This window comes from Francisella philomiragia subsp. philomiragia ATCC 25015 (assembly GCF_000156715.1).
Lineage (GTDB): Bacteria > Pseudomonadota > Gammaproteobacteria > Francisellales > Francisellaceae > Francisella > Francisella philomiragia.
In genome coordinates this window covers 238,197-260,934 of the sequence record NZ_DS999316.1, presented here as the reverse complement: position 1 = coordinate 260,934, position 22,738 = coordinate 238,197, and the positions used below count along the sequence as shown (strand labels likewise).

Here is a 22,738-nt window from a genome sequence, read left to right as displayed (position 1 = left end):
TAAGTTTTTTCTTAGTTTTGTTTTATCTTCTATATTTGCAACAGTTTTTACTTTTAGTATGTCAAATGCTCAAAATAGCAAAAACTCATCTAAAACTATCAAAGAAACGGCTAATATTTCTCTAAATATTGCTGGCTCCAACTACGATATTTTTTATCAAAAATCTAATCGAAGTTTACCAGTAGTTATCGTAGTATATGGTTTCTCAAGATCAAAAGATAATATGTCTGGTTGGGGGAATTTCCTTGCAGATCATGGATATTTTGTAGTAGTACCCAATCTACCATTTTGGGCTAATCATAGTAAAAATGCTGAGTTTATATCTGAGCTAATAAACTATATCTATAGCAATAGCGACTATAAGAGCATTATAAATAATGATCTTGCTTTAGTTGGTTTCTCTGCTGGAGGATTAGCTACTTTGATAGTGACATCAGAGAATACTAGAGTCAAGCTTTGGATAGAATTAGACCCTGTAGATGTAGGCAATCTTGGCTCTCAAGCCGCCAAGAATATAAATTGCCCAACCTATATAATAGCTGCCCCAGCAAGCGCATGTAATGCCAATAATAACTACAAAGACTTCATAATAAGTCTAAAAGATAATACTCTTGTCAAAATTGATGGAGCTATCCATGTCGACGCTGAATGGCCAACTAGTAGATTCGCTGAGTTGTTCTGTGGTAGATCCACACAGCAAAAAAGAGAAAGATTTCATGATGATGTGTTGACGATTTTGGATAAGAGTTTTAAAAATGACTTATTGACAACTAATAATTATTCAAAATAATACTAATCTCCTCAGCCACTCTACTAGGAAATATTCCAACATAGCCACCTAGTTTTTTAACGATATTATCTCCAGCTAAACCATGAACATATACTGCTAATCTACTTGCTGATAGCGTATCTAAACCTTGAGCTAAGAACGCTCCAATGATTCCAGATAATACATCTCCTTGACCTGCTACTGCCATACCTTGATTTCCTGTAGTATTTATATAGATTTCATAATCTTTACAAATTAAGCTACCAGCTCCTTTTAGTACTACTGTGGAGTTATATTTTTTAGCTAACGCTCTAACTGCTACAAATCTATCATCTTGGACTTCATTGGTAGTGCAACCAAGTAGTCTTGCTGCTTCTGCAGGATGTGGTGTTATTATTTTATTTTCTAACCGGATAAATTTTTCTCTAATTTGTTGATTAGTTGAGATTATATTTAGGGCATCTGCATCAAAAATTGCTGGTTGAGTTAAATTATCAATTATTAACTGTAAAACTTGTTGAGAGTCATCAGTTGTATCAAAACCAACACCTACTACCAAAGCTGAGAAAGTATTTAGATTTTTAGGAATATCTTCTAGAGATTTTGTCATTAGCTCAGGTATAGGCATATCGGCATGAAAGTCTTTATCTAAAGATATCATCGAGACCTTACCACAGCCACTATATAACGAGCTTTTACCTGCTAATTGCAAAGCTCCATTCATACCAATATTACCACCTATTATAGCTAGATTTCCATAAGTACCTTTATTGGTATTTTTCTTTTTCCTAAGGATATTATCAAGATTTATATCTTGAATATCATTTTTATAAACTTGATACTCCGATTGAGTAATATTGATATTTTGATTATCAATCAGCTCTTTGACAGTTACCTGACCAGCATAATCTAAACCATCGCCAGTATGTAGCCCTTGCTTATCAGCTAAAAATGTAATTGTTTCATTAGCTTGGATAGCCTCACCATATACTTTGGCATTAAAAGCACCTAATCCACTTGGTACATCTATAGCTAATGTGTATTTTGAATTTTGATTTATAACTTTAACAAGTTCTAAAATATCTCCTTGTAAATCTCTATCTAATCCTATACCGAATATTCCATCGATTACGACATCATAATTATTAATATCCGGCAATTTATCTAAAGGAGTCTCTAACTTTAAAAACTCTTGATAATAGTTTTGGTTGTCTTGATTGCCTTTTGGAAAAACTCGATAAACATCAACATCATATCCTAAATTAAATAACTTGATAGCTGCGGCAATTCCATCACTGCCATTATTCCCAGAACCCGCTATTACTATAACTTTACTTTGTTTATCAAACTTATTACAGATAAGTTTAACAATTTCATCTGAAGCATTTTCGATTAGGTTTAATCCTTGAGAAATAGCATACTCTTCAATTTCACGGTTTTGTTTTTCTGTTAAAAATTGCACGTTACAAACAATTAATTTAATTACTACAGTCTATAATAAGATAAAATTATCTTTATACCCAACACAAATTACATGACAAAATTCACATAAAGCAAATTTTAGAAATTAGAAAACACCATGCATATAAGTATATCTTATATATAGTATAAAAATCATTAGTTTTACATATATAAATTACCTGACATAATAGCTATGAAATTAAAATTTGACGGAAATAATATGAAAAAAATAGCTATATTGATCATCTCTTTGATCTTATTTAATCTAGGATTCTCAATACACACTAATGATAACAAATTCTTTGAAGCTACTCAGTTTAACAACAAAAATTGTCGATACGCTCATGAGGTAGGTCACAATTCATTCTCAGAGCCAAAAATGAATCTGGCATGTAAGCCTCGTTCTGAATAATATGCATATAAATTATTTTTTAAGATATAAACCTACCTGTCTTCAAGAAAAATGATACTTTAGTAAGAGTTTCTTCATCATGATGAATTTGACTATGATTTTTATTTATAGTAATTCTATCAAGACTGTTTATAGAAAATACTGATGATACTTCTACCAAACCATCATGCTCACTTCTCAGACATAGTCTTGCTAAAAAATTAAGTTTAGAATACTTATTACCAGCAATAAGACCTACTGATACTTTCTCTGCTACTCTATTGCAGATTTCTAAATACTTATCTGTTACTTTGAGATCTTTATTTGGTTTTAGTACTCTAGAATAAAAAGGAATCCTATCACCAAAATCTGCGACTCTTGAGCCAGCAAATGGAGAAGCTATAAATACACATTTTTCAACATTCGTAAGCTGTAATTTATCAATAGTCATGCATGATATTATCCCACCCATACTATGAGCTACAAATATCAACGACTTTGATGATGGAATACTTTTTACAATTTGACATAGTTTATTAACTGCCACATCAACACTTACAAATGTTGTTGGTAAGTCAACTGCTATAACCTCATCATAACCATCTTTTAAAAAATTAGCTAAAGATGACATGTCTTTACTATTTTTAATAAAACCATGTACCAAAATTATAACTTTATCTTTACTCATCGTTATATGTATTACTTAAAGATTAAAACCAAAACCATTTAGATTATCTTTTAGAATAATATTAGGCTCATTAAATGTAATATAATCACTATACAAATCTTTAGCTACCCAGTCTAAAGGATCAAGATCAGCCACTGTAATACCTTCTGCTAATGCAAAACTCGCTGTAGCTAAAATACCTGCTGGTGACTCCATCATACAACCCACCATACATGATATACCTGCACAGTCTGCTAATTTCTTGATTTTTTGAGCTTCTAAAATACCACCTGTTTTTGCAAGTTTAATATTAATCATGTTACATGCTTGTTCATCTATAACTCGTTCTGCATCTTTGGCATCAAATACTGACTCATCTGCAACTACAGGAATATTACTAAATTTAGTAATCTCTGCCATTGCTTTTATATCGTAATATTTAACAGGTTGCTCGATTATCTCTACATTTAAACTATATTTGTTTATCTCCTCGATAAACTGCTTTGTCTGTGCTAGATTCCAACCTTGATTAGCATCAAACCTAAATTTAATGTTTTTACTAAACTCATTATCAAGAGCTTTAAGCAACAGGATATCTCTATTAAAATCAGCACCTGTTTTAACCTTAATAGCTGTAAAGTTAGCTTCGACACCATTTTGAATATTTTGTATAGTTTCTGCATCACTTCCACAACTTATAGAAACATCAGTTACTATAGAATTTGCTTTAGCTCCAAGTAATTTAGCAACAGATATATTTTGCTCTTTGGCTAATAAATCATAATACGCCAAATCTATAGCCATTTTAGCAGCGGAGTTAAACATCACTTTTTTAAAAGCTAGTTCTAAAGTTTGTTTGTAATCAGATAAATCTGAGCCAAGTATCACTGGAGCAAATATCTCACGAATAATATATTGCATACCCTGCAACGTATCTCCAGTAATCGCTGTGGTTGCTGGAGCTACACCATAACCTTTAACTTGATTATCTAAAGTTAACTCAACTGCTAAGGAATCAATATGGTTTGTACTTCGTACAGCTGTTATAAATGTTCTTTTAAGAGGTATTTTTATGATAGATGTTTTTATATCAATTATCTTACTCATATTGCAAATCCTGAAAGTATCTTAGCTACAATTAATCCACCTTGGGTACCAATCAAAAACCCAAGTAAAGCCATAACAACTGCGATAGATACCAAACTTCTAGTATATGCACTTGCTAATATTGGTGCTCCTGCTATTCCACCAATATTTGCTAAAGAGGCAATAGAGCACATTGCTAAGTTTAGCCTAAATATCTTGGCAATTATTACCATAAGTATAGCATGAATAACAAGAACCATAAGTCCACAAACTATGTATATCGGTGCTTGAGAAAACCCTTTGAAACTTGAGCCTGATGCTATAAGTGCGACCAAAAAATATAAGAAGATACTTGCAATAATACTATCACTTCTAATTTTGGCTAATGGAGTCATAGCACCTACAAACCCAAATAGTGTTACTAGCAATATTGTCCAAGTCTTAGCAGATATTAAATCTGTTGCTGGTAAATAACTTGATAAAATCTTTGCTATATCAGTAGCAGTAAATGCCATTGCAATTAATACAAATATTCCAACAAAGTTAATATCGCCTTTGACATCATAAGGATTGTTAATATCAACTTTACTTATATGCTCTTCAATACAACCTGCTTTAGTCCATTTATCAAATATATTTGCTCGAGAAATAAGCGCAAACAGAAAAGCAAACCAAATAGAATAACTAATAGAATCTGTCAATAGTATATAGCCCATCTGATTATCAGGAGTACTAAGAGCTTGCTTAACAGCTATCATATTACCAGTACCACCCATCCAACTTGCTGATAAAGCTGAGAATCCTTTCCAAGCATCTGGCGATATATACTTACCAACAGTCAAATACATTATGACAAAAGCTATTATGATACTTACTGTAGCTCCAAAAAATGCTATAAGTAATTTTCTACCGAGCTTTATAACGACTCTAATATCACAACGAATAAGCATCAAAAATAACATCACAGGCAATATTAAATCTTGAAGCTGTAATCTTGTTTGAATAATTTCTGAAGATTTTGAATCCCAAAATCCCATAGCTGAAAGTACTACTATGACAAAATAAATAATTACAATCGCTGGAAAATATTCAAATAATTTTGATTTTGACTTACTTGATAACAAAACTATAAGACTACATATAAGTAATAAAGATGATATATAAGATAATGAAGTTGAAATCATATTTTAGAATTTAAAACAGAGATAAATAAATTATACAGATTTTTGGACTTAATCTTTAAGAAAATTCTCGATATCAGATATTAGATCTTCAGGAATTGTTTTAGGTGCATACCTAATGACAGTCTCACCATCTTTTGATACTAAAAATTTTGTAAAGTTCCATTTTATAGCTTCGGTACCAAGCACACCTTTTGCTCTTTCTTTAAGATATTCAAATAATGGTTCCGCATCTTTACCATTTACTTTTGTCTTTTTCATTATTGGAAATGTAACATCATAGTTAGTTTCACAAAAACTTTTGATTTCTTCATCACTACCAGGTTCTTGTCCGCCAAATGAGTTACATGGAAAAGCCACTATCTCTAGATCAGGATATAATTTATGTAAATGCTGAAGTCCTTTATATTGCTTAGTAAATCCGCACTTACTTGCAACATTAACTATCAAAAGAACTTTATTATTAGGTAAAGAATATTCTGAGCCATCATTCTTAGTTAATTTAAAGTCATAAATTGACATTGTATTACCACCTCTTATAAACTTTATTTAAAATATTATTTTGCTGGTTTTTGAGCCGAAGAATTTAGAATATCAAATACTTGATCGACCAGCTTAGGGCTTACATTATACTGTATTGCAAAGTTAGTACGCGTAGCCGCCAAGTCTTTATCTTCAAATGGATCATTACTAGGTAACTTCTGATTTTTCTGAAGATCTAACATTTGATTTCTTAACTCTTGACGCTTTGCTATGAACTTTATGATTTGTTCATCTGCATCCATAATTTCAGATTCATATTTCTCTGAAGTCGGTTTAGCGATAAAGCTACTTGGACTCATAGCAAAAGATAAACTAAAAGTAGCTACACTGAGTAAGATTAATATGTATTTTTTCATAAAGTACAAAATTTATGGTTCGATTTTAATACTATAATGTTTTATAAAAACTTTTGAAAGTCAATAGTATATAAAATTTCATTTAATAGTTACTATTAGAAAATAAAAACTTATTTTATATCACAGTTCTATTTTGAGTTATTTCTACCGATGTCAGATAATCTGAGCAAAAATAATTTCTAACTAGATGTCTTGAAGGGCTTTTTCGACCTTAACTCTATAGTTTTCATCAGCTTGAGCAAACTGGTCAAGCATTATTTCTTGAATCTCTTGACTAGCATGTACCAATCCTTCTGCAATATTATTAGCTAACTGTTGCTGCTGAGATTCGCTCATTAATCTAAAAAGATTTCCAGCTTGTGAGTAGTTATCTTCGCCTTGTGCATCATAATAAGCAATATAACCCTCTATTTCTAAAGGTGGCTCTATATATTGCTTAGCATCTGAAGGTGAATCAGAATGCGCATTTGGATAAAAATTAGGCATTTCATTCTGTGATACATTAAGAGCTGTACCAGCCATTGCTCCATCACGCTGATAATTATGCATGGGGCATTTTGAAGCATTTACCGGTATATGACTTGCATTTACACCTACTCGATATCTATGAGCATCTTGATAAGCTAGTAGTCTAGCTTGTAACATCTTATCTGGAGATGCACCAACACCAGGCACTAGATTATTAGGAGCAAAAGTAGCTTGCTCTACTTCAGCGAAATAATTATTAACATTACGGTTTAACTCTAAAACACCTATTTTTTGAAGTGGAAAATCTTTATGAGACCAAACCTTAGTTAAATCAAAAGGATTTATACTGTATTGCTTTGCTTGGTCTTCAGTCATAATTTGCAATTTAACATCCCACTTTGGATAGTTACCACTCTCTATAGCATCAAACAAATCTTTTTGAGCTCCATAGCTTGGCTGCCTAGATGCTTCTTCATTTGTGAGATTTTTAATTCCTTGTTGTGTTTTAAAATGCCACTTAACCCAAAAACGTTCACCATTTTCATTATAAAAGCTTAATGTATGTGAGCTAAATAAATGCATATGCCTATAGTTCTTTGGGATACCTCTATCAGACATCAATATTGTCATCTGATGCAAAGACTGAGGGTTTCTTGACCAAAATTCAAACTGTGCTACAGGATCTGGTAGATTAGTTCGAGGATTCTTTTTTTGTGAGTGTACAAAGTCAGGGAATTTATTGGGATCCCTTATAAAAAATACTGGTGTGTTATTTCCTACAATATCAAAATTGCCTTGTTTGGTATAAAATTTGATAGCTGCACCACGCACATCCCTAACATAATCACTAGAATCTTGACCTCCTCCAACAGTAGAAAATCGCACAAAAACCTCAGTCTGCTTGTTCTGATCTCTTAAAAAATCAGCTACTGTCAAATCTGATAAGTCTTTTTCAAGGGTAAAAGTACCATATGCGCCAGTACCTCTTGCATGTACTACACGCTCAGGAATTCTCTCGCGATTAAAATGTGCTAACTTCTCAAATAATCGAAAGTTATCAAATGTTAGCGAACCATTTGTACCTGCACTAATACTTGTATTATCATTAGGAATTGGAGCGCCATTTGCTGTAGTTAATATCTTATTCATGTTTTCTCCTTATTGAAATAAATATCAATCATTATTAAGCGCAACAATACTTATTGAATGCAATCTTAAAATAGATACTTAATAAAATAGTATATATATGAATAGAGTTGGTCAATATTATTAGGAAATTAAATGTAGAATAGTTTTTTAATAATTATAAATTAATAGCCGGCTTTTATAATACTACCATTAGCAATCCCTGCTACTGACTTAAGATATGCATTAGCTACTTTTTCTGCTTCTATAGGTTCATAGCCTACAAAGAATGGCCCATACTTTGCTAACGCCTCTTTGACTACAGTTGGACTAACAGTATTTATACGGAAATCTTTATATTCAAGAGTTGCTGCTTTTACAAATCCTTCTACTGCAGCATTTACTGTAGCTGCTGCAACACCCAAAGCAATTGGCTCAACATTTAATATCCCAGTAGTTAGAGTAAATGAACCGCCCTTATTGATATACTTTGCACCAATTTGCACTAGATTAATTTGTCCAAGTAGCTTACTTCTAAAACTAAAACTCCAGTCTTCTTGAGTTAGTTCATCAACAGCTTTAAAAGCTACTTTACCAGTAGTAGATACTAAAGCATCAAAAGAACCTACTTTTTCAAAGAAATTTTCGATAGATTCTATATCCTCTATATCAATACGGTGTGAACCATTGCTTCCACTAAATGTTGCTGGAATAACTTCATAACCTGCATTTATAAATTTATTATAAGTTGCTGATCCTATTACTCCGCTTGCACCTATTAGAACTACTTTATTGCTCATTAGAGACTCCATTTATCGCTATTTAGCTTCTAAATATTTTAGAAGATTCTCAGGAGAAGACTCTCCGTAAGGATCATCTTCAGCATTATCACGCTTACCTGGCTCTACAAACATCTTTTCGATTTCGTGATTGTTAACGATCATCGCATATCTCCAAGACCTTTTGCCAAAACCTAGGTTTGATTTGTCTACTAACATATCTAAAGCCTCTGTAAACTCTCCATTACCATCAGGAATTGGTTTAATATTTTTAACATCTAGTGCTTGTATCCACTTATTCATTACAAAGCTATCATTTACAGATAAAACATAAATTTCATCTATTCCTAGCTCTTTAAACCTAGCTGCATTATTTTCAAAACCAGGTAGTTGATAAGTAGAACAAGTCGGAGTAAACGCTCCAGGTAATGAAAAAACAATTACTCTTTTGTTATCAAAAATATCAGCAGATGTTACATCTTGCCATCTAAATGGGTTTGATCCACCGATACTTTCATCTCTTACTCTAGTCTTAAAAGTTACATTAGGAACTCTTTTAGTCATGTCTAACTCCTTGTGTTTTGTTAAGTTACACTGTTATTGTATTGCTTTAATAAATAATTTAAAATATATTATATTTATACTAGCTATAAGATTTACTTATATGAATACTCGTACTCTTGAATATATCATTTCTGTATATGAAACTAAAAGCTTTATTACAGCATCAGAAAAGTGTTATGTTAGTCAACCAGCCCTAAGTATGCAGATAAAAAAATTTGAAGAGCTTATAGGTATACAAATTTTTGAAAGAGGTACAAAACAAGTACTTATAACAAAAGCTGGTATGAAAATAGTTAATCAAGCTTATAAGATCTTAGATGAAGTAAAAAACTTAAAAAAGATATCCGAACTACATTTAAATAATGGAAAAATAAGCATATCAATAGGTGCTTTCCCAACATTATGCCCATATTTAATGCCAAAGGTTTTGCCTGAAATCAAAAAAGAATTCCCTAATTTAAGTATATCTATAATTGAAGAAAAAACTGATACTCTTGTAAATATGCTTGACCAAGGCAAGATCGACTTTGCTCTTTTGGCGACTCCTACGGATAACTATCAATTTAAAAGAAAAAAAGTTTTTGACGATAAATTTTATGTAGCTGTTGCAAAAACTAATCCACTAGCAAAAAATAAAAAAATCTGTATAACTGAAATTGTTAAACAAAATCTTATGTTGCTTGATGAAGGACACTGTCTAAGAGACCAAACTTTAAGATTATGTTCATTAAAAGATTTTAATAATAATGACTTTAAAGGCAGTAGTATAGAAACTCTAAGACAGATGGTATCTATTGATGAAGGTATTACATTAATTCCTAAAACAGCTTGTACAAAAACTGAAAATGTTAAATATATAGATATTGATAATGGTGACTTCTTTAGAGAAATAGATTTAGTCATGCGTAAAAGCTCGATTTATGAAGATTTATTTCTCAAAGTTAGTGAAATAATCTCAAAAAACTATAAATAGATTATTTAGCATTTGTGCTTTCAAATATTTTATCTGCTGATTTGGCTACGAATCCTTGATACAGCTTACCACTATTATCAGGATAACGTTTTGCAAACTCATAGTAGCAACAAGGAATCTCTTTCTTGCCTTCTATAAATTTAACTTCTGCTTTTCCAGAAACCGTACTTGATTGTTCTAAATAATCTGCTGGTGACCCTTTGATTTCTCCGCCTGAAGTATTTAATACAAAGCCATTTAATTTTAGAAAATCATTAACTTCAGAAACTTCACTAAATTTTTTCAAATCATTGATAAAAACAGTAAAATGATTTGCTCTAAAACCAAAAGCATAAAACCAAGCAGCATACTCAGACTCTTCGAGAAGTTTTTGATAAGTTTTGTAACTTATAAAACTCCAACTTGCACCTGATGTTAACAAAGCTTCAGGATTCTTTAGTAAACTGTTAGGTATAGCTTCTACACAAGCTTCCATTGTTTTTTGTAAAAACGGGCTAAATTCACTAACTAGAAGCTGACTAATGAACACTTTAGGCTGAGTAGGATCATTATGCTCAAGATGTATCGCTTTTAGCTTCTTAACCTCAAAGTCATAATGTCCACATACTTTATATCCAATATTTATAAAAGGTTTTGATAATACATTTATATCTATCTTTGGATTGTCTAAGGTTCTTAATGCTATATGATCATTGACAGGCTTTTCACCTTCCTCTACAAATGCCTCATAAACTTGCTTAACATGTGGATTAGTCTCAATATACTGATCCCAAAGTTTATCTATAATATTAAAACTCATAACTAATCCTCCAGATTAAATTTGATTCCTTGTGCTAATGGTAAATCTTTACCATAATTAATCGTGCTAGTTTGACGTCGCATATATGCCTTCCACGCATCCGAACCAGCTTCACGACCGCCTCCAGTATGCTTTTCACCACCAAACGCGCCTCCAATTTCAGCACCTGATGTACCAATGTTTACATTAGCAATACCACAATCACTACCTAAACTTGATAGAAACTTCTCAGCATTTTGGATGTTATCAGTAAATATAGAGCTTGATAAACCATATCTAACACTATTGTTGAGTTTGATTGCTTCATCAATATCTTTGAAAGACATTATGTACAAAATAGGACAGAAATTCTCTTCTGCTACTATTGGCATATTAGCATTTGCCTCAATTATTGTTGGCTCAACAAAGAAACCAGTTTTTGCGATTTTTTTACCACCAGTTAAAATTTTACCGCCTTCTATTGTAGCTTGATCTACAGTTTTTAAGAAATTATCAACTGATGCTTGATCTATAAGAGGTCCCATAAGATTTTTTTGATCTAGCGGATCTCCAACTGTAACTTGTTTGTAGGCATTGACCATTTTATCTTTGACCAAATCATAGATTGATTCATGCACAAATAGTCTTCTTAGAGAAGTACATCTCTGCCCTGCTGTACCAACTGCTCCAAAAACAGCTGCTGGTATTGCTAATTTTAGGTTAGCTGATTCATCAATAATTGTAGCATTATTACCACCTAGCTCTAAAATTGACTTACCAAATCTTTTAGCGACTTGTTGTCCTACATCTTGACCAACCTTTGTAGAACCTGTGAAAGATATTAGATTTACCCTTTCATCATTAACTAATGCCTTTGAAACCTCAATGTCTTTAGAAATTATTGTATAAAAAATTTCAGGATAACCATGCTCTTGAATTACTTTTTGACATATATTGTGTACAGCAATTGAGCATAATGGTGTCTTTTCTGAAGGTTTCCACACTACAGTATTACCACAAATGACAGCTATAAAAGCATTCCAAGACCACACAGCTACTGGGAAATTAAATGCAGAAATAACTCCAACTACTCCTAATGGATGCCATTGCTCATACATTCTATGATCGTGACGCTCAGAATTCATCATCACACCGTATAACATACGTGATTGTCCTACAGCAAAATCTGCCATATCAATCATCTCTTGAACTTCGCCATCACCTTCTTGCTTAGATTTACCCATCTCAAGAGATACTAAGCTTCCTAGATGATCTTTATTTTTACGGAGCTCTTCGCCAATAAGTCTAACTAACTCTCCTCTTTTAGGTGCTGGAATTTGACGCCATTGTTTAGCAACCTCAGCAGCCTTTGTAATAGCATATTGCATATCATCTAGGTTTTGATTTTTAACTTTAGCTAAAAGCTCACCAGTTGCTGGACTTAAAGTTTCTATAACATTTTTATTATCATCAGTTATATGTGCTTCTAAACCTAAATTTAATTCTTGTAAAATACTCATTATTTCCCCCGAAATTAATCTGCTTGTATCAAAAGTCCTGAATTTCTATAGTACTTACCGAATCTATTATCATAAAACTCTTGTAAACATATAGACTCTTGGTTTATAAATCCTGTAGGATTATCTTTAGAGTTAAGCAATAGATCTATACTTACACACAAGCTTGTTGCAGTAGTTAATTGTAATGCTGAGAAATATTTACCAAACATACGTTTTGAGGGATATTTTTGCGCAAAATGACGCTCTGCTTTTAAGCCTTTTCGGATACCATCAACTGATACATATATAAGAACTACATCTTGATTAATTCTTGGAATTGCTCTCTCCATAATCTTAACCATAGTATCCAAATCTTCACCTAACTTCATATCTTGCATTAAGAATTTCATCTTATCACAATGCCCCGGATGACGGATACTTTTGTAGTTTATGTTTTTAACCTTACCTGCATAAGTCTCGATCATCGAACCGATACCACCAGAGGTATTAAAAGCCTCATAAGTAAGTCCATCTATTTTTATTTCTTCAATATCTGCTAATGGCGCTAGAGTTCTTTTTTCACCATCAACGACTCCTTCGCAAGGCTTCGCATATTCATTTATTAGGCCTTCTGTAGACCAAGTCAAACCATATTGAAGTGTATTCGAAACATTTAAAGGCAAAGCTCCTACCCTCATACGTACGGTATCAATTGAGTCGAACTCTTGCATAAGATTATTAGATACAATACTTATAAATCCTGGAGCTAGGCCACATTGAGGTGCAAAGAAACTATTTTCTGCTTTATCTGCTATACTTTTGATATAGTTAGTAGCCTCTACATCTTCTGTCAAATCAAAGTAGTTAAGCTCTAACTCGCCTGCTATCTTAGCTATATCTTTATTAAGAAAAAACGGTAAACATGAAACTATAGTTTTTATATCATTCTGCTGCATATAGTTTTTTAAGTCTGAAGAGTTAGTGGCATCTAGTTCCACGTATATCAAATTATCTACATTTTTTTCTAAAACTGGTTTGTCATGAGGAATGTATCTATCAATTAAATGAACAGTATAATCACCACTTTCAACCAGTAAGCAACTAACTAAAGACCCGACTCTGCCGGCACCAAGTATTACGATATTTTTCATAAATACCTCAAAATTACGCCTCTTGTACTTTAATTTATATCACTTGGACTGCTATGAGTAAATATAATTCGTGTTAGATTGATTATATATTATGGACTATTGATTGAATCAGCTTTTTTATATTTAGATTTTGTTAATAAATTATATTAATTCTACATATCAAACTATGATCCTCAAGCTAATATAGCTGATATCGATTATTTAGCAATATAGCTCTTTATAATCTAGCATATATTTTTTGGCAAAAACATTTAAACACAGTCAGGCCCTTTCATACAAAGTTTTGTTTATATAACCTAATAAAATCTGATTAATAATGCTAGAATTTATTATATGGGTTAGTTTTATATTTTATATAACATGAATAATACATTATTTTCTTATATTTTAGATGGTGTAGGAGGAACTAAATTATTACAACCAAAGCATAATGAACTAGATGTAAATGAACAAATCACTTGGACACATTTAGATGCAAAAGATCCTCAAAGTAAAGAATGGTTGAATAAAGAATTATCTTCATCAGATCCTTTTATCACTGATGCTTTAATTGCTGAAAAAACAAGATCCAGATTTACACAGATAAATGATGGCATGCTAATCACTCTAAGAGGTATTAATTCAAACGGAAATGATTGTCTAAATAATATGACTTCAATAAGATTATGGATAGATAAAAATCGTATAATTAGTACAAGTTTTGAATATCTAGATTTATTCGACGATATTATAGAAAGTTTCAAAAAAAATACAGGACCTAAAAACTCTGCTGACTTTATAGTTTTTTTGATAGAGAAATTATCGGTTCGTATTGAACCTGTCTTAGCTAATATTGATGATAAACTTATAGATATAGAAGAACAAACTATAGATGTAATTGATTCAGATCTAAGAGAATCTGTAGCTAATTTACGCAGACAGATAATAGTCTTAAGACGTTATATAGTTCCACAAAAAGATATAATTGAACAATTACGCTTGAGTGATTTAAGCTGGCTATTAGATTCACATAAACGCTATTTAGTTGAAATATATAATCGTGAAATAAGATATGTAGAAGATTTAGATGAAGTCAATGCTCGTTTGCAGGAAGTTAAAGATCAAATTAGCAATAGTCTTAGTGATAAAATTAACAAAAAAATGTATTTCCTCTCCATAATAGCTGCTTTATTTCTGCCTTCGAGTTTCTTAACAGGCTTAATGGGAGTAAATGTTGCTGGAATACCGGGTTCTCAAAATACTCATGCTTTTTGGATTTTTTTAATAATATTACTATCTATTGTAGTATTACAAATATATTTATTTAAAAAATTAAAGTGGTTTTTAAAGTGAGATTTTATAATTCTAGAAAATAAAATAATATACTTTCTTAAACTTACCAATGTCTACAATCCAAAGTAAAGTGGTCTTACCCTGCTTTACATCTATCTTCTGACGAACATTATTAACTTGAATTGTATAATTACCACTATCGATTTGCTGTTCAAATAAATCAATACTATTTGGTAATAATAGCCAAGACCTCATATCTGCTCTTTTAGGATCTGTATTTGACAAATCAAACTTAAGATGACTTCCTAAAATACCTCCTAAAGGAAATTTTTTATCATAATCATACTTGAATGCCTCAATCACAACATTCTGAGTAACAACCTTTGAATAACTCTCGATGAGAGACTTCATAGCATACAAAGTTGTATCTAGTAGAGTTTCTGTGTAAGTATCGACTAATGTACTCTTACCTGAAGAAATTGTTACTCTCTTAGGATCAAAAAAGCTATATTTAGTTTTATATACAGGAAACTCCATCTTTCTGATACCAATATTTCCTAGATCAAGATTAGCTTTAGCTGACTTGCGAATATTAACAAGTCCCTGCTCATAAAAAACTACAATCCTACCCATCCCCATAGAAAAAGGTGATATTTGACCAATTACTGCAGATCGATATTCATTTGCAGTTTGATCAAGGTATCTATTACCAACTGTATATTTTTGAGCATTTTCAAGATCATTTAATGATTCTTGATAGTTTTTTGAAACTGCTGAATCTAATAAACTTTTTAGATAGTAAGTCATTGGATTACCATAAGCATTTGGAATCACTGCTGAAAACTCAAGCATTGACTTTAATGATTTGAAACTATCTAAACCTAAGTTGTCATTAGTAATATCATTCCTGTCAAGATCTTCCTTAGCAAGTTCTTTCATACCACCTGCTATTAACTCTTGTTCATCACGCCATATCTTAGCAGTATCCAAACTATCTAGTGACTTAAGAGCTTGATTAACATCATTTGTTTTTAAATAATTTAGAGCTTGGTATGTATATAAAAAACTTATAGCATAGTCTGGTATATTATAAGCTGTTTTAATATCATAATAATTGTATGTATTTTTGTCTAATAAGATTTTTTTTGCTTGCTCTAATGATTCTTCTTGATTTTTGGGTATAGATTGAATTGCTAGATCATAGAATTTTATTGATTCTGGGTAATTATCATTAAGCTGAAGCAATCTTCCTGATTCAAGATAGTTAAGATTTTTTAGCTGCTTTATGTTGGCAATATCATTATTTTTGTTTATTGCTTCAGATATATTATTTTCTACAAGATCTTTTCTTACAGGAGCAAATATCCAAGGATAGTCATAAGAAGCAAATTTTATTTTTGTCACTTCTTTGTTTGGAGTTGTGCATGAACTTAAAAAAACTATAGATACAAATAGTATTAGGAGTTTATTTACTTTACTTCTCTTCATTTTGATAACACCAATGCCAAGGTTCATAAATGTATCCATATTCATTATTACGAGGAAAACTCATTTTAAATCCAAATCTATGAGCATTTTTACTTAACCATTTAAAAGCTAATGTGTCCTCAAACAACTCTGTTAAGACCTCTTTTTCACCATCAGTAGTTAAATCAATTGCCCTACCTGTGTGATGTTCACTTTCTCCTGGCAATGCATTCACCTTCATGATTTGTTCTAGAGTTTGACCACTAGCTAGTTTTCTATCTATTATTTTTTGCTGATACTCATAGCTTCTAAAACCTGATACTATATATAAACAAACACCTTCATTTTCTGCAGCTTGTTTTAGTTTCAACCATGCTTGATAAGTAGTCTTTTCCAAAAACAAATCTCTAGAAAAAAAATCCTCTCCCACATAAGTAAGATTTTCTTTATCGGCTTCAGGAAATATTATCTTTTTTACCATTTAGCAGACTCTTCTAATTTCAATATATTACAAAGATACTTATCATGTTCAGATATATTAATAATGGTTTCATTAGCTGAACGTAATTTTAATTTATCAAAATCTATATCTATAGTATCCTTACTAGCATTTTTTGTAGTTTGCAAGACAAGATTAGTCTGTCCACCAGTCATAGCAAGATAGACATCCGCTAACAATTCACTATCTAATAAAGCTCCGTGAAAAGTACGATGATCATTTCTAATGTGATATCTCTTACAAAGAGCATCAAGATTATTTTTTTGAAGAGGATGTTTTTTTCTAGCAAGTTCTAAGCTATCAACAATTTTTGCAACATGTTGCTCTAATGTGCCGTATTTATTGTTTTTTAGAAGCCCAAGCTCCCAGTTTATAAATGGTACATCAAATGCTGCATTATGTATAATAATCTCAGCACCTCTAAGAAAATCTATCATTTGGTCAACATTTTCTTCAAATGATGGTTTATCTGCTAAAAATTCGTTAGTCAAACCATGGACAGCTAAGGCACCTGCTTCTACTTCATAATTAGGATTACAATAGAAATGTAGATTATTACCTGTAACTTTTCTATCTATAACCTCAACTGCCCCAAATTCTATAATCCTGTTACCTATTTTATAATCAAAACCAGTTGTCTCAGTATCTATAAAAACTTGTCTAGACATCAAAAAAACCTCATTAACACTATTAATGTTTAATTATAACAATACTTATCTACAAATATATAGTATAGCTTAGAGAAAGGTAGTTCTGTCTTTCTCTAAAATTACTACTACGTGAATAAATATTTGTATAATCTAGACCTAACCAAGAACCATAGAAAGCATTATATCTTACGCCAGCACCATATTGATAAGCGAAGTTTGATTTATTTTGCAAAACCTGTGAGTAGTCAATATAAGGGATAAGTCTTTTACCATAGACTGTAGCTGTATAACTCGATTGTAAAGACCAAGAAGCTACGCTTTCTCCTGTACCTAAGAAATTATCATATATCAGTGCAGCACTAGGTCTTACAGAACCAAAAAATGGAACTCCAGCGATATTATTTGGACTGACTGAAGAAGAGTTATTAACACCCCCAACTCCTTTATCTGTCAAAAGAGCCTCAGCTTCAAAGTTTATATCTGAAATAGCAAGACCATAGTTAATATCAAATGCACCAACATTTCCACCATTTTTGGTCTGAAAACCTGATACATTAGAATATGCTGCTCCAAGATATTGATAATCTCCTACATTCCCCATCTCATAAACATATTTACCATTTAGAGAAAATCCAACGCCACTTTTACTTTGTGCATTAGTAACTCCAAAATAGCTATTAGGATTTGCATCTAAAAGCACAGCATTTAAATGTAAATCATCAGTATGATAAGAAAAATTAATATTACCACCTGACTGCATAAAGTATGTTCTAGTAAGAGTTGATACATAGTTTGATACAATATCAAAATTACCATACATTACTGTGGAGTTGGCAACATATCCAAAAAATGGACTTTCAGAAAGATTACCAACAATCAAATATATAGTATTGGGATCTATATTAAAACCATCACGATGATCTTGATATAATGTAAAACCAACTAAAGATGTAAACCACTTGGAAATTGTTGAAGCGGCATAAAAATCTACAGCATACGAGAAAAATTTTCTCTCTCCACCAGGAGGTACCTTATTTAGTCTTTGCCAATCAATTAGAGCGACTTTAGTACCAAAGTAGATATAGTTATCATCTAAAATGCCTTGTTGTCTTGCCTGAAGCATAAACAATGGATCACCAGTATCTGATTGTACGTTTAACATCGCGTGAGTTAGTGTCTCACTAACCCTAAAACCATTAAACCATGAAGTTTTTATAGCATCAATATTTAAAGCTTCATTGATTTTAGTATCAAAGGTCTTCTTAGCTAATGCGCGTTTTTCACTGTCTGTTAGAGCTTCACCTTCTTTAACTGATAAGTCCTGAATTGCTTGCTTTTCGATTTTTTCTTGTTGTTCAACACTTAATGGTGCTTTGTTAAATATATAGTCTTGGTTAGGAAAAACTCTTCTATAAGCATTAGATTCAAGTCTACGGATATTATCAGGATCATAACTATTTCCAACAAGGCTAGATGTATTTGTATTTGTATTTGTATTTGTATTTGTATTTGTATTTGTATTTGTATTTGTATTTGTATTTGAATACGTGCCCGGCATAGCACTAACTGCCACACTAAATGTAGATATTGTTAAAATACTTGCTAAGGTCACTAATTTTATAAACATGAAACTACAATTCTTTATTATCTAAGTCCTTGTCATTTTGTTGTATTATGTCAACAATCTGTTGCTGAGTTAGTGCTTCACCTTCTTTTATTTCAATATCATCTATAGTATCAGCTGCTCTTTTGCTTACGGGAATTTTTTTACCATTTTCTTCTATATAATATGCATAACAAAAACTACATATAAATCCAAAAATTATAATAAAAAGTATTCTCGTAGGCTTCATTTTATACTTTTTTTACAAATTGAGATTTTAATTTCATAGCACCAAAACCATCGACCTTACAGTCAATATCATGATCACCGCTGACCAAGCGAATATTTTTAACTTTAGTACCTACTTTGATAACTTGCGAAGAGCCCTTAAGCTTTAGATCTTTAATCACAGTAACTGTATCACCATCAACAAGAAGATTGCCATTTGAATCTTTGACAACTAATTGCTCATCAGCACTTTCATTTGGTTGCCATTCATAACCACACTCTGGACATATTAAGATTTCATCAACTTGATAAACATATTCCGATTGACATTTAGGACACAAAGGATAACTAGACATAAAATTCCTATAATTTCTTTAGTGTGGATTAATATAACATTATAGACCTCTAATTACTATCCATTATATTTATTTATCTTATTATATTATTTGCAATCTATTTTTAAATAAATATTCTTAAGTACATAGTCATAATGTTATCTTGTTCAGAGAAGTTTTTTGCTTGTCCTCTAACATATGTATAACTAAAACCTAGCCATCCATCAGCAAAAACATTGTATCTAAATCCAGTAGCAACTGATGCTGCGTAATTATCCGATGCTTGTTGAATCTGAGAATAACTAACAAAGGGTACTAGATCTTTATTCATTACATTTGCAGTATAATCAAGCTGTGATGACCAGCCAAAAACATTACCACCACTTGTTAAAAATTGATTTGAAGTTAAATCTGGAAATATTGATGAAGCAAAAGCTTCTCTTAAATTAAAACCTCCGGATACATCTGTCAAAGATGTCACTCCTTTATCTGTAAATACAAATTCATTAACAAATTCAAGTTTACTAATATTCATTCCGAAATTAAAATTTACTACACCAACATTATCATTTTGATCATTTGTAAAACCCGAAACATTTGAGTAAGCAGCACCAGCATACCAGTAATCCCCAACATTTTGTAAGTCTTGGGTATATTTCATATTTACAGAAAAGCTTAATTTGGAGTTACCCTCATATGCATTAGCTACCTTCAAAAAACCATCTTTAGATGTAGCCAAAAACACAAAATTGGTCTGCAAACCATCTTTGTTATATGAAAGATTAACATTCCCACCTGATTGCATAAAATATAAACGTGTTAATGTTGGTATAATATTAGTAGTTTCATCAAAACTACCAAAGTTTACTGTTGATAATGCAGCGTAAGTATAAACAGGTAATCTATTGAGATTACCCAATATAAAATATACTCCGCCCGGAGTTGCAGACCATTCACCATTAATCGTGTAGGTACTTAAAGAGGCATATATAGAAGTCCACTCACCCAATGTACTCGCCACATAATATTCTAGTGCATAATTATTAATTGAATTTGCAGATACACCATTTTGAGAATTTCTACCCCAAGTGGGTGTAAAGGAAGCCATACCACCTACATATAAGTAATCCTCTTTTAATAAACCATTCTGACGCGATAAAATAATAAATTCTGGATCACCGGTTTCTTGCTGTGTATTAAGCATTGCTTGAGAGAATATTACATTATTTTTTATTCCTTGATAGAATGGTGGTTTAACCTTATCTGCATGAGATAGCTTTAAAAGAGATTTTCCTACATCAAAAGTTGATCCTGGAGCGATAGATTCTCCTTCATACTGCTCAACAGTATCTAGAGCTGAATCATCTTGAGTAACATTTCCTTTTGACTCATCAGTATTCACTAATTTTTGTTGAGTATCTATATCTGCGACATCAGTTGTGGCATAGGCATCATAAGTCAGCATAAGCAAACTTATTAGTATTAGAAAAATATTTTTCATCTATGCGCTATAATTTTGATTAAAATTTAAATAGAGAATAATAGAGTAATTGATAAATTATAAATCTACAACGTGACCTGATAAGTACTCAGCTACACCTTCAGGAGATGCTTTCATACCCTCATCACCTTTGTTCCAACCAGCTGGACAAACTTCACCATGCTGTTCATGGAATTGTAGTGCTTCTACCATTCTGATCACTTCATCCATGTTTCTGCCTAGAGGAAGATCGTTAACAACCTGATGACGAACAACACCAGATTTATCAATCAAAAAAGTACCTCTAAATGCCATACCACCTTCTGATTGTACATCATAAGCTTTAACAATTTCTTGATTAATATCTGCAACCATAGTGTACTTAACTGGGCCAATACCACCTTCATTAATTGGAGTATTTCTCCAAGCATTATGAGTAAAATGAGAATCTATAGATACAGAAACCACTTCAACACCAAGTTCTTTTAACTTAGCTGTTCTTTTATCTAAAGCGATAAGCTCAGATGGACAAACAAATGTGAAGTCTAAAGGATAGAATACCACAACTGCATATTTGCCTTGCATAGCTTTAGCAAAGTCATAGCTATCAACAATCTCACCAGTTCCCAATACAGCTGGTGCATTGAATAAAGGGGCTTTTTTACCTACTAATACCATAATTTTTCCTCCATTTATATAAAGTTTTACGGTCTATTCTTTTGAATTTAGCGCTTGTAATTTTGCTTACTAATTATACTTATGTCAACTGTATTTATCGTATATAATATTGATAATAATACTTATTAACAAAATTTAATATGCTTTTACCTGTTCATGATGACACTAAACTTCTAATTTTTGACTGTGATGGCACAATTGCAAATAATATGAACATTCATATTGATGCTTGGCTTAGTGTACTTAAAAATACCAAACCAGAAGTAGAATCTATCGACTTTGATAAATATAACGGACTTCCTAGTGAGTACATACTCAAAGAAGTATTTAAGTTTAGTGATATTAAAACCCCAATAATCGCTGAAAAAATTAAAGAAGCCTCTTATGAGCTACTAATTCAAACCAAACCTATCCAACCTATAGTTGATTTGGTTATACATTATCATAATAAAATGCCTATGGTTGTCATATCTGGTGGTAAGAAAATCAATGTACTTAGATCTCTGGATGTTTTAGGGCTTACTGATTATTTTGATAAGATAATTACAGCAGATGACTCACACCCAAACAAGAGCTCACCTGAAGCATTTACACTATTAGCTAATCAATACAATCTCAAACCTCGTGAATGTCACGTGTTTGAAGATGGCGTACCAGGTCTTATTAGCGCATTACAGGCTGGAATGACTATCACTGATGTTAGAAACATTAACTTAAGATAAGAAAGAGCAGATT

The 22,738-nt window shown here is 31.7% G+C and carries 25 protein-coding genes; 5 read left to right on the top strand and 20 right to left on the bottom strand.

What is annotated here, in order from left to right:
* Positions 1-58 precede the first annotated feature (58 nt).
* A complete protein-coding gene (locus FTPG_RS06640; protein ID WP_235264329.1) occupies positions 59-790 on the top strand; it encodes a poly(ethylene terephthalate) hydrolase family protein in 732 nt (243 codons plus the stop codon).
* Here the strand turns inward: FTPG_RS06640 and FTPG_RS06635 are convergent.
* A complete protein-coding gene (locus tag FTPG_RS06635) occupies positions 771-2,231 on the bottom strand; it encodes a bifunctional ADP-dependent NAD(P)H-hydrate dehydratase/NAD(P)H-hydrate epimerase (protein WP_004287660.1) in 1,461 nt (486 codons plus the stop codon). The two genes, FTPG_RS06640 and FTPG_RS06635, sit on opposite strands and share 20 nt — an antisense overlap.
* A gap of 219 nt (positions 2,232-2,450) precedes the next feature.
* Between FTPG_RS06635 and FTPG_RS06630 the strand changes: the two genes are divergently transcribed.
* Positions 2,451-2,642 (top strand): hypothetical protein, encoded by a 192-nt coding sequence (locus tag FTPG_RS06630; RefSeq protein ID WP_004287659.1) that lies wholly within the window; start codon positions 2,451-2,453, stop codon positions 2,640-2,642.
* A 19-nt stretch (positions 2,643-2,661) separates the two neighbouring features.
* Here the strand turns inward: FTPG_RS06630 and FTPG_RS06625 are convergent, their stop codons facing one another.
* The 8 genes from FTPG_RS06625 to FTPG_RS06590 form a co-directional block, all read right to left on the bottom strand.
* Positions 2,662-3,309 carry an alpha/beta fold hydrolase gene (locus tag FTPG_RS06625; RefSeq protein ID WP_004287658.1) on the bottom strand — a complete coding sequence of 216 codons (648 nt, stop codon included), beginning with the start codon at positions 3,307-3,309 and terminating at the stop codon, positions 2,662-2,664.
* Between the two features lie 15 nt (positions 3,310-3,324).
* Complete coding sequence (locus tag FTPG_RS06620; protein WP_004287657.1) at positions 3,325-4,395, bottom strand: dipeptide epimerase; 1,071 nt, start codon at positions 4,393-4,395, stop codon at positions 3,325-3,327.
* The gene (locus FTPG_RS06615) at positions 4,392-5,558 is read right to left on the bottom strand and encodes a DUF819 family protein (RefSeq protein WP_004287656.1); all 1,167 of its coding nucleotides are present in this window, start codon (positions 5,556-5,558) and stop codon (positions 4,392-4,394) included. The genes FTPG_RS06620 and FTPG_RS06615 overlap by 4 nt, the downstream gene beginning before the upstream one ends.
* Positions 5,559-5,606: 48 nt before the next feature.
* Entirely contained in the window at positions 5,607-6,077 is a 471-nt protein-coding gene (locus tag FTPG_RS06610) for a glutathione peroxidase (RefSeq protein ID WP_004287655.1), read from the bottom strand.
* A 35-nt stretch (positions 6,078-6,112) separates the two neighbouring features.
* On the bottom strand, positions 6,113-6,454 hold the full coding sequence (locus tag FTPG_RS06605; RefSeq protein ID WP_004287654.1) for a chorismate mutase: 342 nt from the start codon (positions 6,452-6,454) through the stop codon (positions 6,113-6,115).
* Between the two features lie 183 nt (positions 6,455-6,637).
* A complete protein-coding gene (locus tag FTPG_RS06600) occupies positions 6,638-8,071 on the bottom strand; it encodes a catalase (RefSeq protein ID WP_004287653.1) in 1,434 nt (477 codons plus the stop codon).
* Between the two features lie 161 nt (positions 8,072-8,232).
* A complete protein-coding gene (locus tag FTPG_RS06595) occupies positions 8,233-8,847 on the bottom strand; it encodes a short chain dehydrogenase (RefSeq protein WP_004287652.1) in 615 nt (204 codons plus the stop codon).
* An 18-nt stretch (positions 8,848-8,865) separates the two neighbouring features.
* Positions 8,866-9,390: a peroxiredoxin gene (locus tag FTPG_RS06590; protein ID WP_004287651.1), complete on the bottom strand. Its 525-nt coding sequence runs from the start codon at positions 9,388-9,390 to the stop codon at positions 8,866-8,868.
* Between the two features lie 100 nt (positions 9,391-9,490).
* Here FTPG_RS06590 and oxyR point away from each other — a divergent pair, with 100 nt between their 5' ends.
* A complete protein-coding gene (gene oxyR / locus FTPG_RS06585) occupies positions 9,491-10,363 on the top strand; it encodes an oxidative stress transcriptional regulator OxyR (protein WP_004287650.1) in 873 nt (290 codons plus the stop codon).
* A gap of 1 nt (position 10,364) precedes the next feature.
* Here oxyR and FTPG_RS06580 read toward each other — a convergent pair whose 3' ends face one another.
* The 3 genes from FTPG_RS06580 to FTPG_RS06570 are packed head-to-tail and all read right to left on the bottom strand — an operon-like array spanning position 10,365 to position 13,791.
* Entirely contained in the window at positions 10,365-11,162 is a 798-nt protein-coding gene (locus tag FTPG_RS06580; RefSeq protein WP_004287649.1) for a DUF1338 domain-containing protein, read from the bottom strand.
* Between the two features lie 2 nt (positions 11,163-11,164).
* On the bottom strand, positions 11,165-12,661 hold the full coding sequence (gene amaB, locus FTPG_RS06575) for an L-piperidine-6-carboxylate dehydrogenase (RefSeq protein WP_004287648.1): 1,497 nt from the start codon (positions 12,659-12,661) through the stop codon (positions 11,165-11,167).
* Between the two features lie 14 nt (positions 12,662-12,675).
* Entirely contained in the window at positions 12,676-13,791 is a 1,116-nt protein-coding gene (locus FTPG_RS06570) for a saccharopine dehydrogenase family protein (protein WP_004287647.1), read from the bottom strand.
* A gap of 360 nt (positions 13,792-14,151) precedes the next feature.
* Here FTPG_RS06570 and FTPG_RS06565 point away from each other — a divergent pair, with 360 nt between their 5' ends.
* Entirely contained in the window at positions 14,152-15,123 is a 972-nt protein-coding gene (locus FTPG_RS06565) for a zinc transporter ZntB (protein ID WP_004287646.1), read from the top strand.
* A gap of 12 nt (positions 15,124-15,135) precedes the next feature.
* Here the strand turns inward: FTPG_RS06565 and FTPG_RS06560 are convergent, their stop codons facing one another.
* The 8 genes from FTPG_RS06560 to FTPG_RS06525 form a co-directional block, all read right to left on the bottom strand.
* Positions 15,136-16,551, bottom strand: a complete 1,416-nt coding sequence (locus FTPG_RS06560; RefSeq protein ID WP_004287645.1) for a COG3014 family protein — start codon at positions 16,549-16,551, stop codon at positions 15,136-15,138.
* Positions 16,538-17,011, bottom strand: coding sequence for a M15 family metallopeptidase (locus tag FTPG_RS06555; protein ID WP_004287644.1), 474 nt, complete (start codon positions 17,009-17,011; stop codon positions 16,538-16,540). The genes FTPG_RS06560 and FTPG_RS06555 overlap by 14 nt, the downstream gene beginning before the upstream one ends.
* A complete protein-coding gene (gene dnaQ / locus FTPG_RS06550; RefSeq protein WP_004287643.1) occupies positions 17,005-17,697 on the bottom strand; it encodes a DNA polymerase III subunit epsilon in 693 nt (230 codons plus the stop codon). The genes FTPG_RS06555 and dnaQ overlap by 7 nt, the downstream gene beginning before the upstream one ends.
* 49 nt (positions 17,698-17,746) lie before the next feature.
* Positions 17,747-19,306, bottom strand: a complete 1,560-nt coding sequence (locus FTPG_RS09800) for a hypothetical protein (protein ID WP_004287642.1) — start codon at positions 19,304-19,306, stop codon at positions 17,747-17,749.
* Positions 19,307-19,310: 4 nt separating this feature from the next.
* Positions 19,311-19,532 (bottom strand): hypothetical protein, encoded by a 222-nt coding sequence (locus FTPG_RS06540; RefSeq protein ID WP_004287641.1) that lies wholly within the window; start codon positions 19,530-19,532, stop codon positions 19,311-19,313.
* 1 nt (position 19,533) lies between these two features.
* On the bottom strand, positions 19,534-19,866 hold the full coding sequence (locus FTPG_RS06535; RefSeq protein ID WP_004287640.1) for a zinc ribbon domain-containing protein YjdM: 333 nt from the start codon (positions 19,864-19,866) through the stop codon (positions 19,534-19,536).
* A 103-nt stretch (positions 19,867-19,969) separates the two neighbouring features.
* The gene (locus FTPG_RS06530; RefSeq protein ID WP_004287639.1) at positions 19,970-21,346 is read right to left on the bottom strand and encodes a hypothetical protein; all 1,377 of its coding nucleotides are present in this window, start codon (positions 21,344-21,346) and stop codon (positions 19,970-19,972) included.
* Positions 21,347-21,403: 57 nt separating this feature from the next.
* Positions 21,404-22,003 (bottom strand): peroxiredoxin, encoded by a 600-nt coding sequence (locus tag FTPG_RS06525; RefSeq protein ID WP_004287638.1) that lies wholly within the window; start codon positions 22,001-22,003, stop codon positions 21,404-21,406.
* Between the two features lie 140 nt (positions 22,004-22,143).
* Here FTPG_RS06525 and FTPG_RS06520 point away from each other — a divergent pair, with 140 nt between their 5' ends.
* Positions 22,144-22,725, top strand: a complete 582-nt coding sequence (locus FTPG_RS06520; protein ID WP_004287637.1) for an HAD family hydrolase — start codon at positions 22,144-22,146, stop codon at positions 22,723-22,725.
* Positions 22,726-22,738: the final 13 nt, after the last annotated feature.

Coding starts and splice junctions, on each gene's coding strand:
- FTPG_RS06610 (WP_004287655.1), bottom strand. CDS start 6,077: ATGTCAATTTATGACTTTAAATTAACTAAGAATGATGGCTCAGAATAT.
- FTPG_RS06555 (WP_004287644.1), bottom strand. CDS start 17,011: ATGGTAAAAAAGATAATATTTCCTGAAGCCGATAAAGAAAATCTTACT.
- FTPG_RS06590 (WP_004287651.1), bottom strand. CDS start 9,390: ATGACTAAAAGAGTTCCTAATGTAACTTTTAAGACTAGAGTAAGAGAT.
- FTPG_RS06520 (WP_004287637.1), top strand. CDS start 22,144: ATGCTTTTACCTGTTCATGATGACACTAAACTTCTAATTTTTGACTGT.
- FTPG_RS06605 (WP_004287654.1), bottom strand. CDS start 6,454: ATGAAAAAATACATATTAATCTTACTCAGTGTAGCTACTTTTAGTTTA.
- FTPG_RS06535 (WP_004287640.1), bottom strand. CDS start 19,866: ATGTCTAGTTATCCTTTGTGTCCTAAATGTCAATCGGAATATGTTTAT.
- FTPG_RS06565 (WP_004287646.1), top strand. CDS start 14,152: ATGAATAATACATTATTTTCTTATATTTTAGATGGTGTAGGAGGAACT.
- FTPG_RS06580 (WP_004287649.1), bottom strand. CDS start 11,162: ATGAGTTTTAATATTATAGATAAACTTTGGGATCAGTATATTGAGACT.
- amaB (WP_004287648.1), bottom strand. CDS start 12,661: ATGAGTATTTTACAAGAATTAAATTTAGGTTTAGAAGCACATATAACT.
- FTPG_RS06560 (WP_004287645.1), bottom strand. CDS start 16,551: ATGAAGAGAAGTAAAGTAAATAAACTCCTAATACTATTTGTATCTATA.
- FTPG_RS06630 (WP_004287659.1), top strand. CDS start 2,451: ATGAAAAAAATAGCTATATTGATCATCTCTTTGATCTTATTTAATCTA.
- FTPG_RS06625 (WP_004287658.1), bottom strand. CDS start 3,309: ATGAGTAAAGATAAAGTTATAATTTTGGTACATGGTTTTATTAAAAAT.
- FTPG_RS06615 (WP_004287656.1), bottom strand. CDS start 5,558: ATGATTTCAACTTCATTATCTTATATATCATCTTTATTACTTATATGT.
- FTPG_RS06570 (WP_004287647.1), bottom strand. CDS start 13,791: ATGAAAAATATCGTAATACTTGGTGCCGGCAGAGTCGGGTCTTTAGTT.
- oxyR (WP_004287650.1), top strand. CDS start 9,491: ATGAATACTCGTACTCTTGAATATATCATTTCTGTATATGAAACTAAA.
- FTPG_RS09800 (WP_004287642.1), bottom strand. CDS start 19,306: ATGTTTATAAAATTAGTGACCTTAGCAAGTATTTTAACAATATCTACA.
- FTPG_RS06595 (WP_004287652.1), bottom strand. CDS start 8,847: ATGAGCAATAAAGTAGTTCTAATAGGTGCAAGCGGAGTAATAGGATCA.
- FTPG_RS06640 (WP_235264329.1), top strand. CDS start 59: ATGTCAAATGCTCAAAATAGCAAAAACTCATCTAAAACTATCAAAGAA.
- FTPG_RS06540 (WP_004287641.1), bottom strand. CDS start 19,532: ATGAAGCCTACGAGAATACTTTTTATTATAATTTTTGGATTTATATGT.
- FTPG_RS06620 (WP_004287657.1), bottom strand. CDS start 4,395: ATGAGTAAGATAATTGATATAAAAACATCTATCATAAAAATACCTCTT.
- FTPG_RS06530 (WP_004287639.1), bottom strand. CDS start 21,346: ATGAAAAATATTTTTCTAATACTAATAAGTTTGCTTATGCTGACTTAT.
- FTPG_RS06525 (WP_004287638.1), bottom strand. CDS start 22,003: ATGGTATTAGTAGGTAAAAAAGCCCCTTTATTCAATGCACCAGCTGTA.
- dnaQ (WP_004287643.1), bottom strand. CDS start 17,697: ATGTCTAGACAAGTTTTTATAGATACTGAGACAACTGGTTTTGATTAT.
- FTPG_RS06600 (WP_004287653.1), bottom strand. CDS start 8,071: ATGAATAAGATATTAACTACAGCAAATGGCGCTCCAATTCCTAATGAT.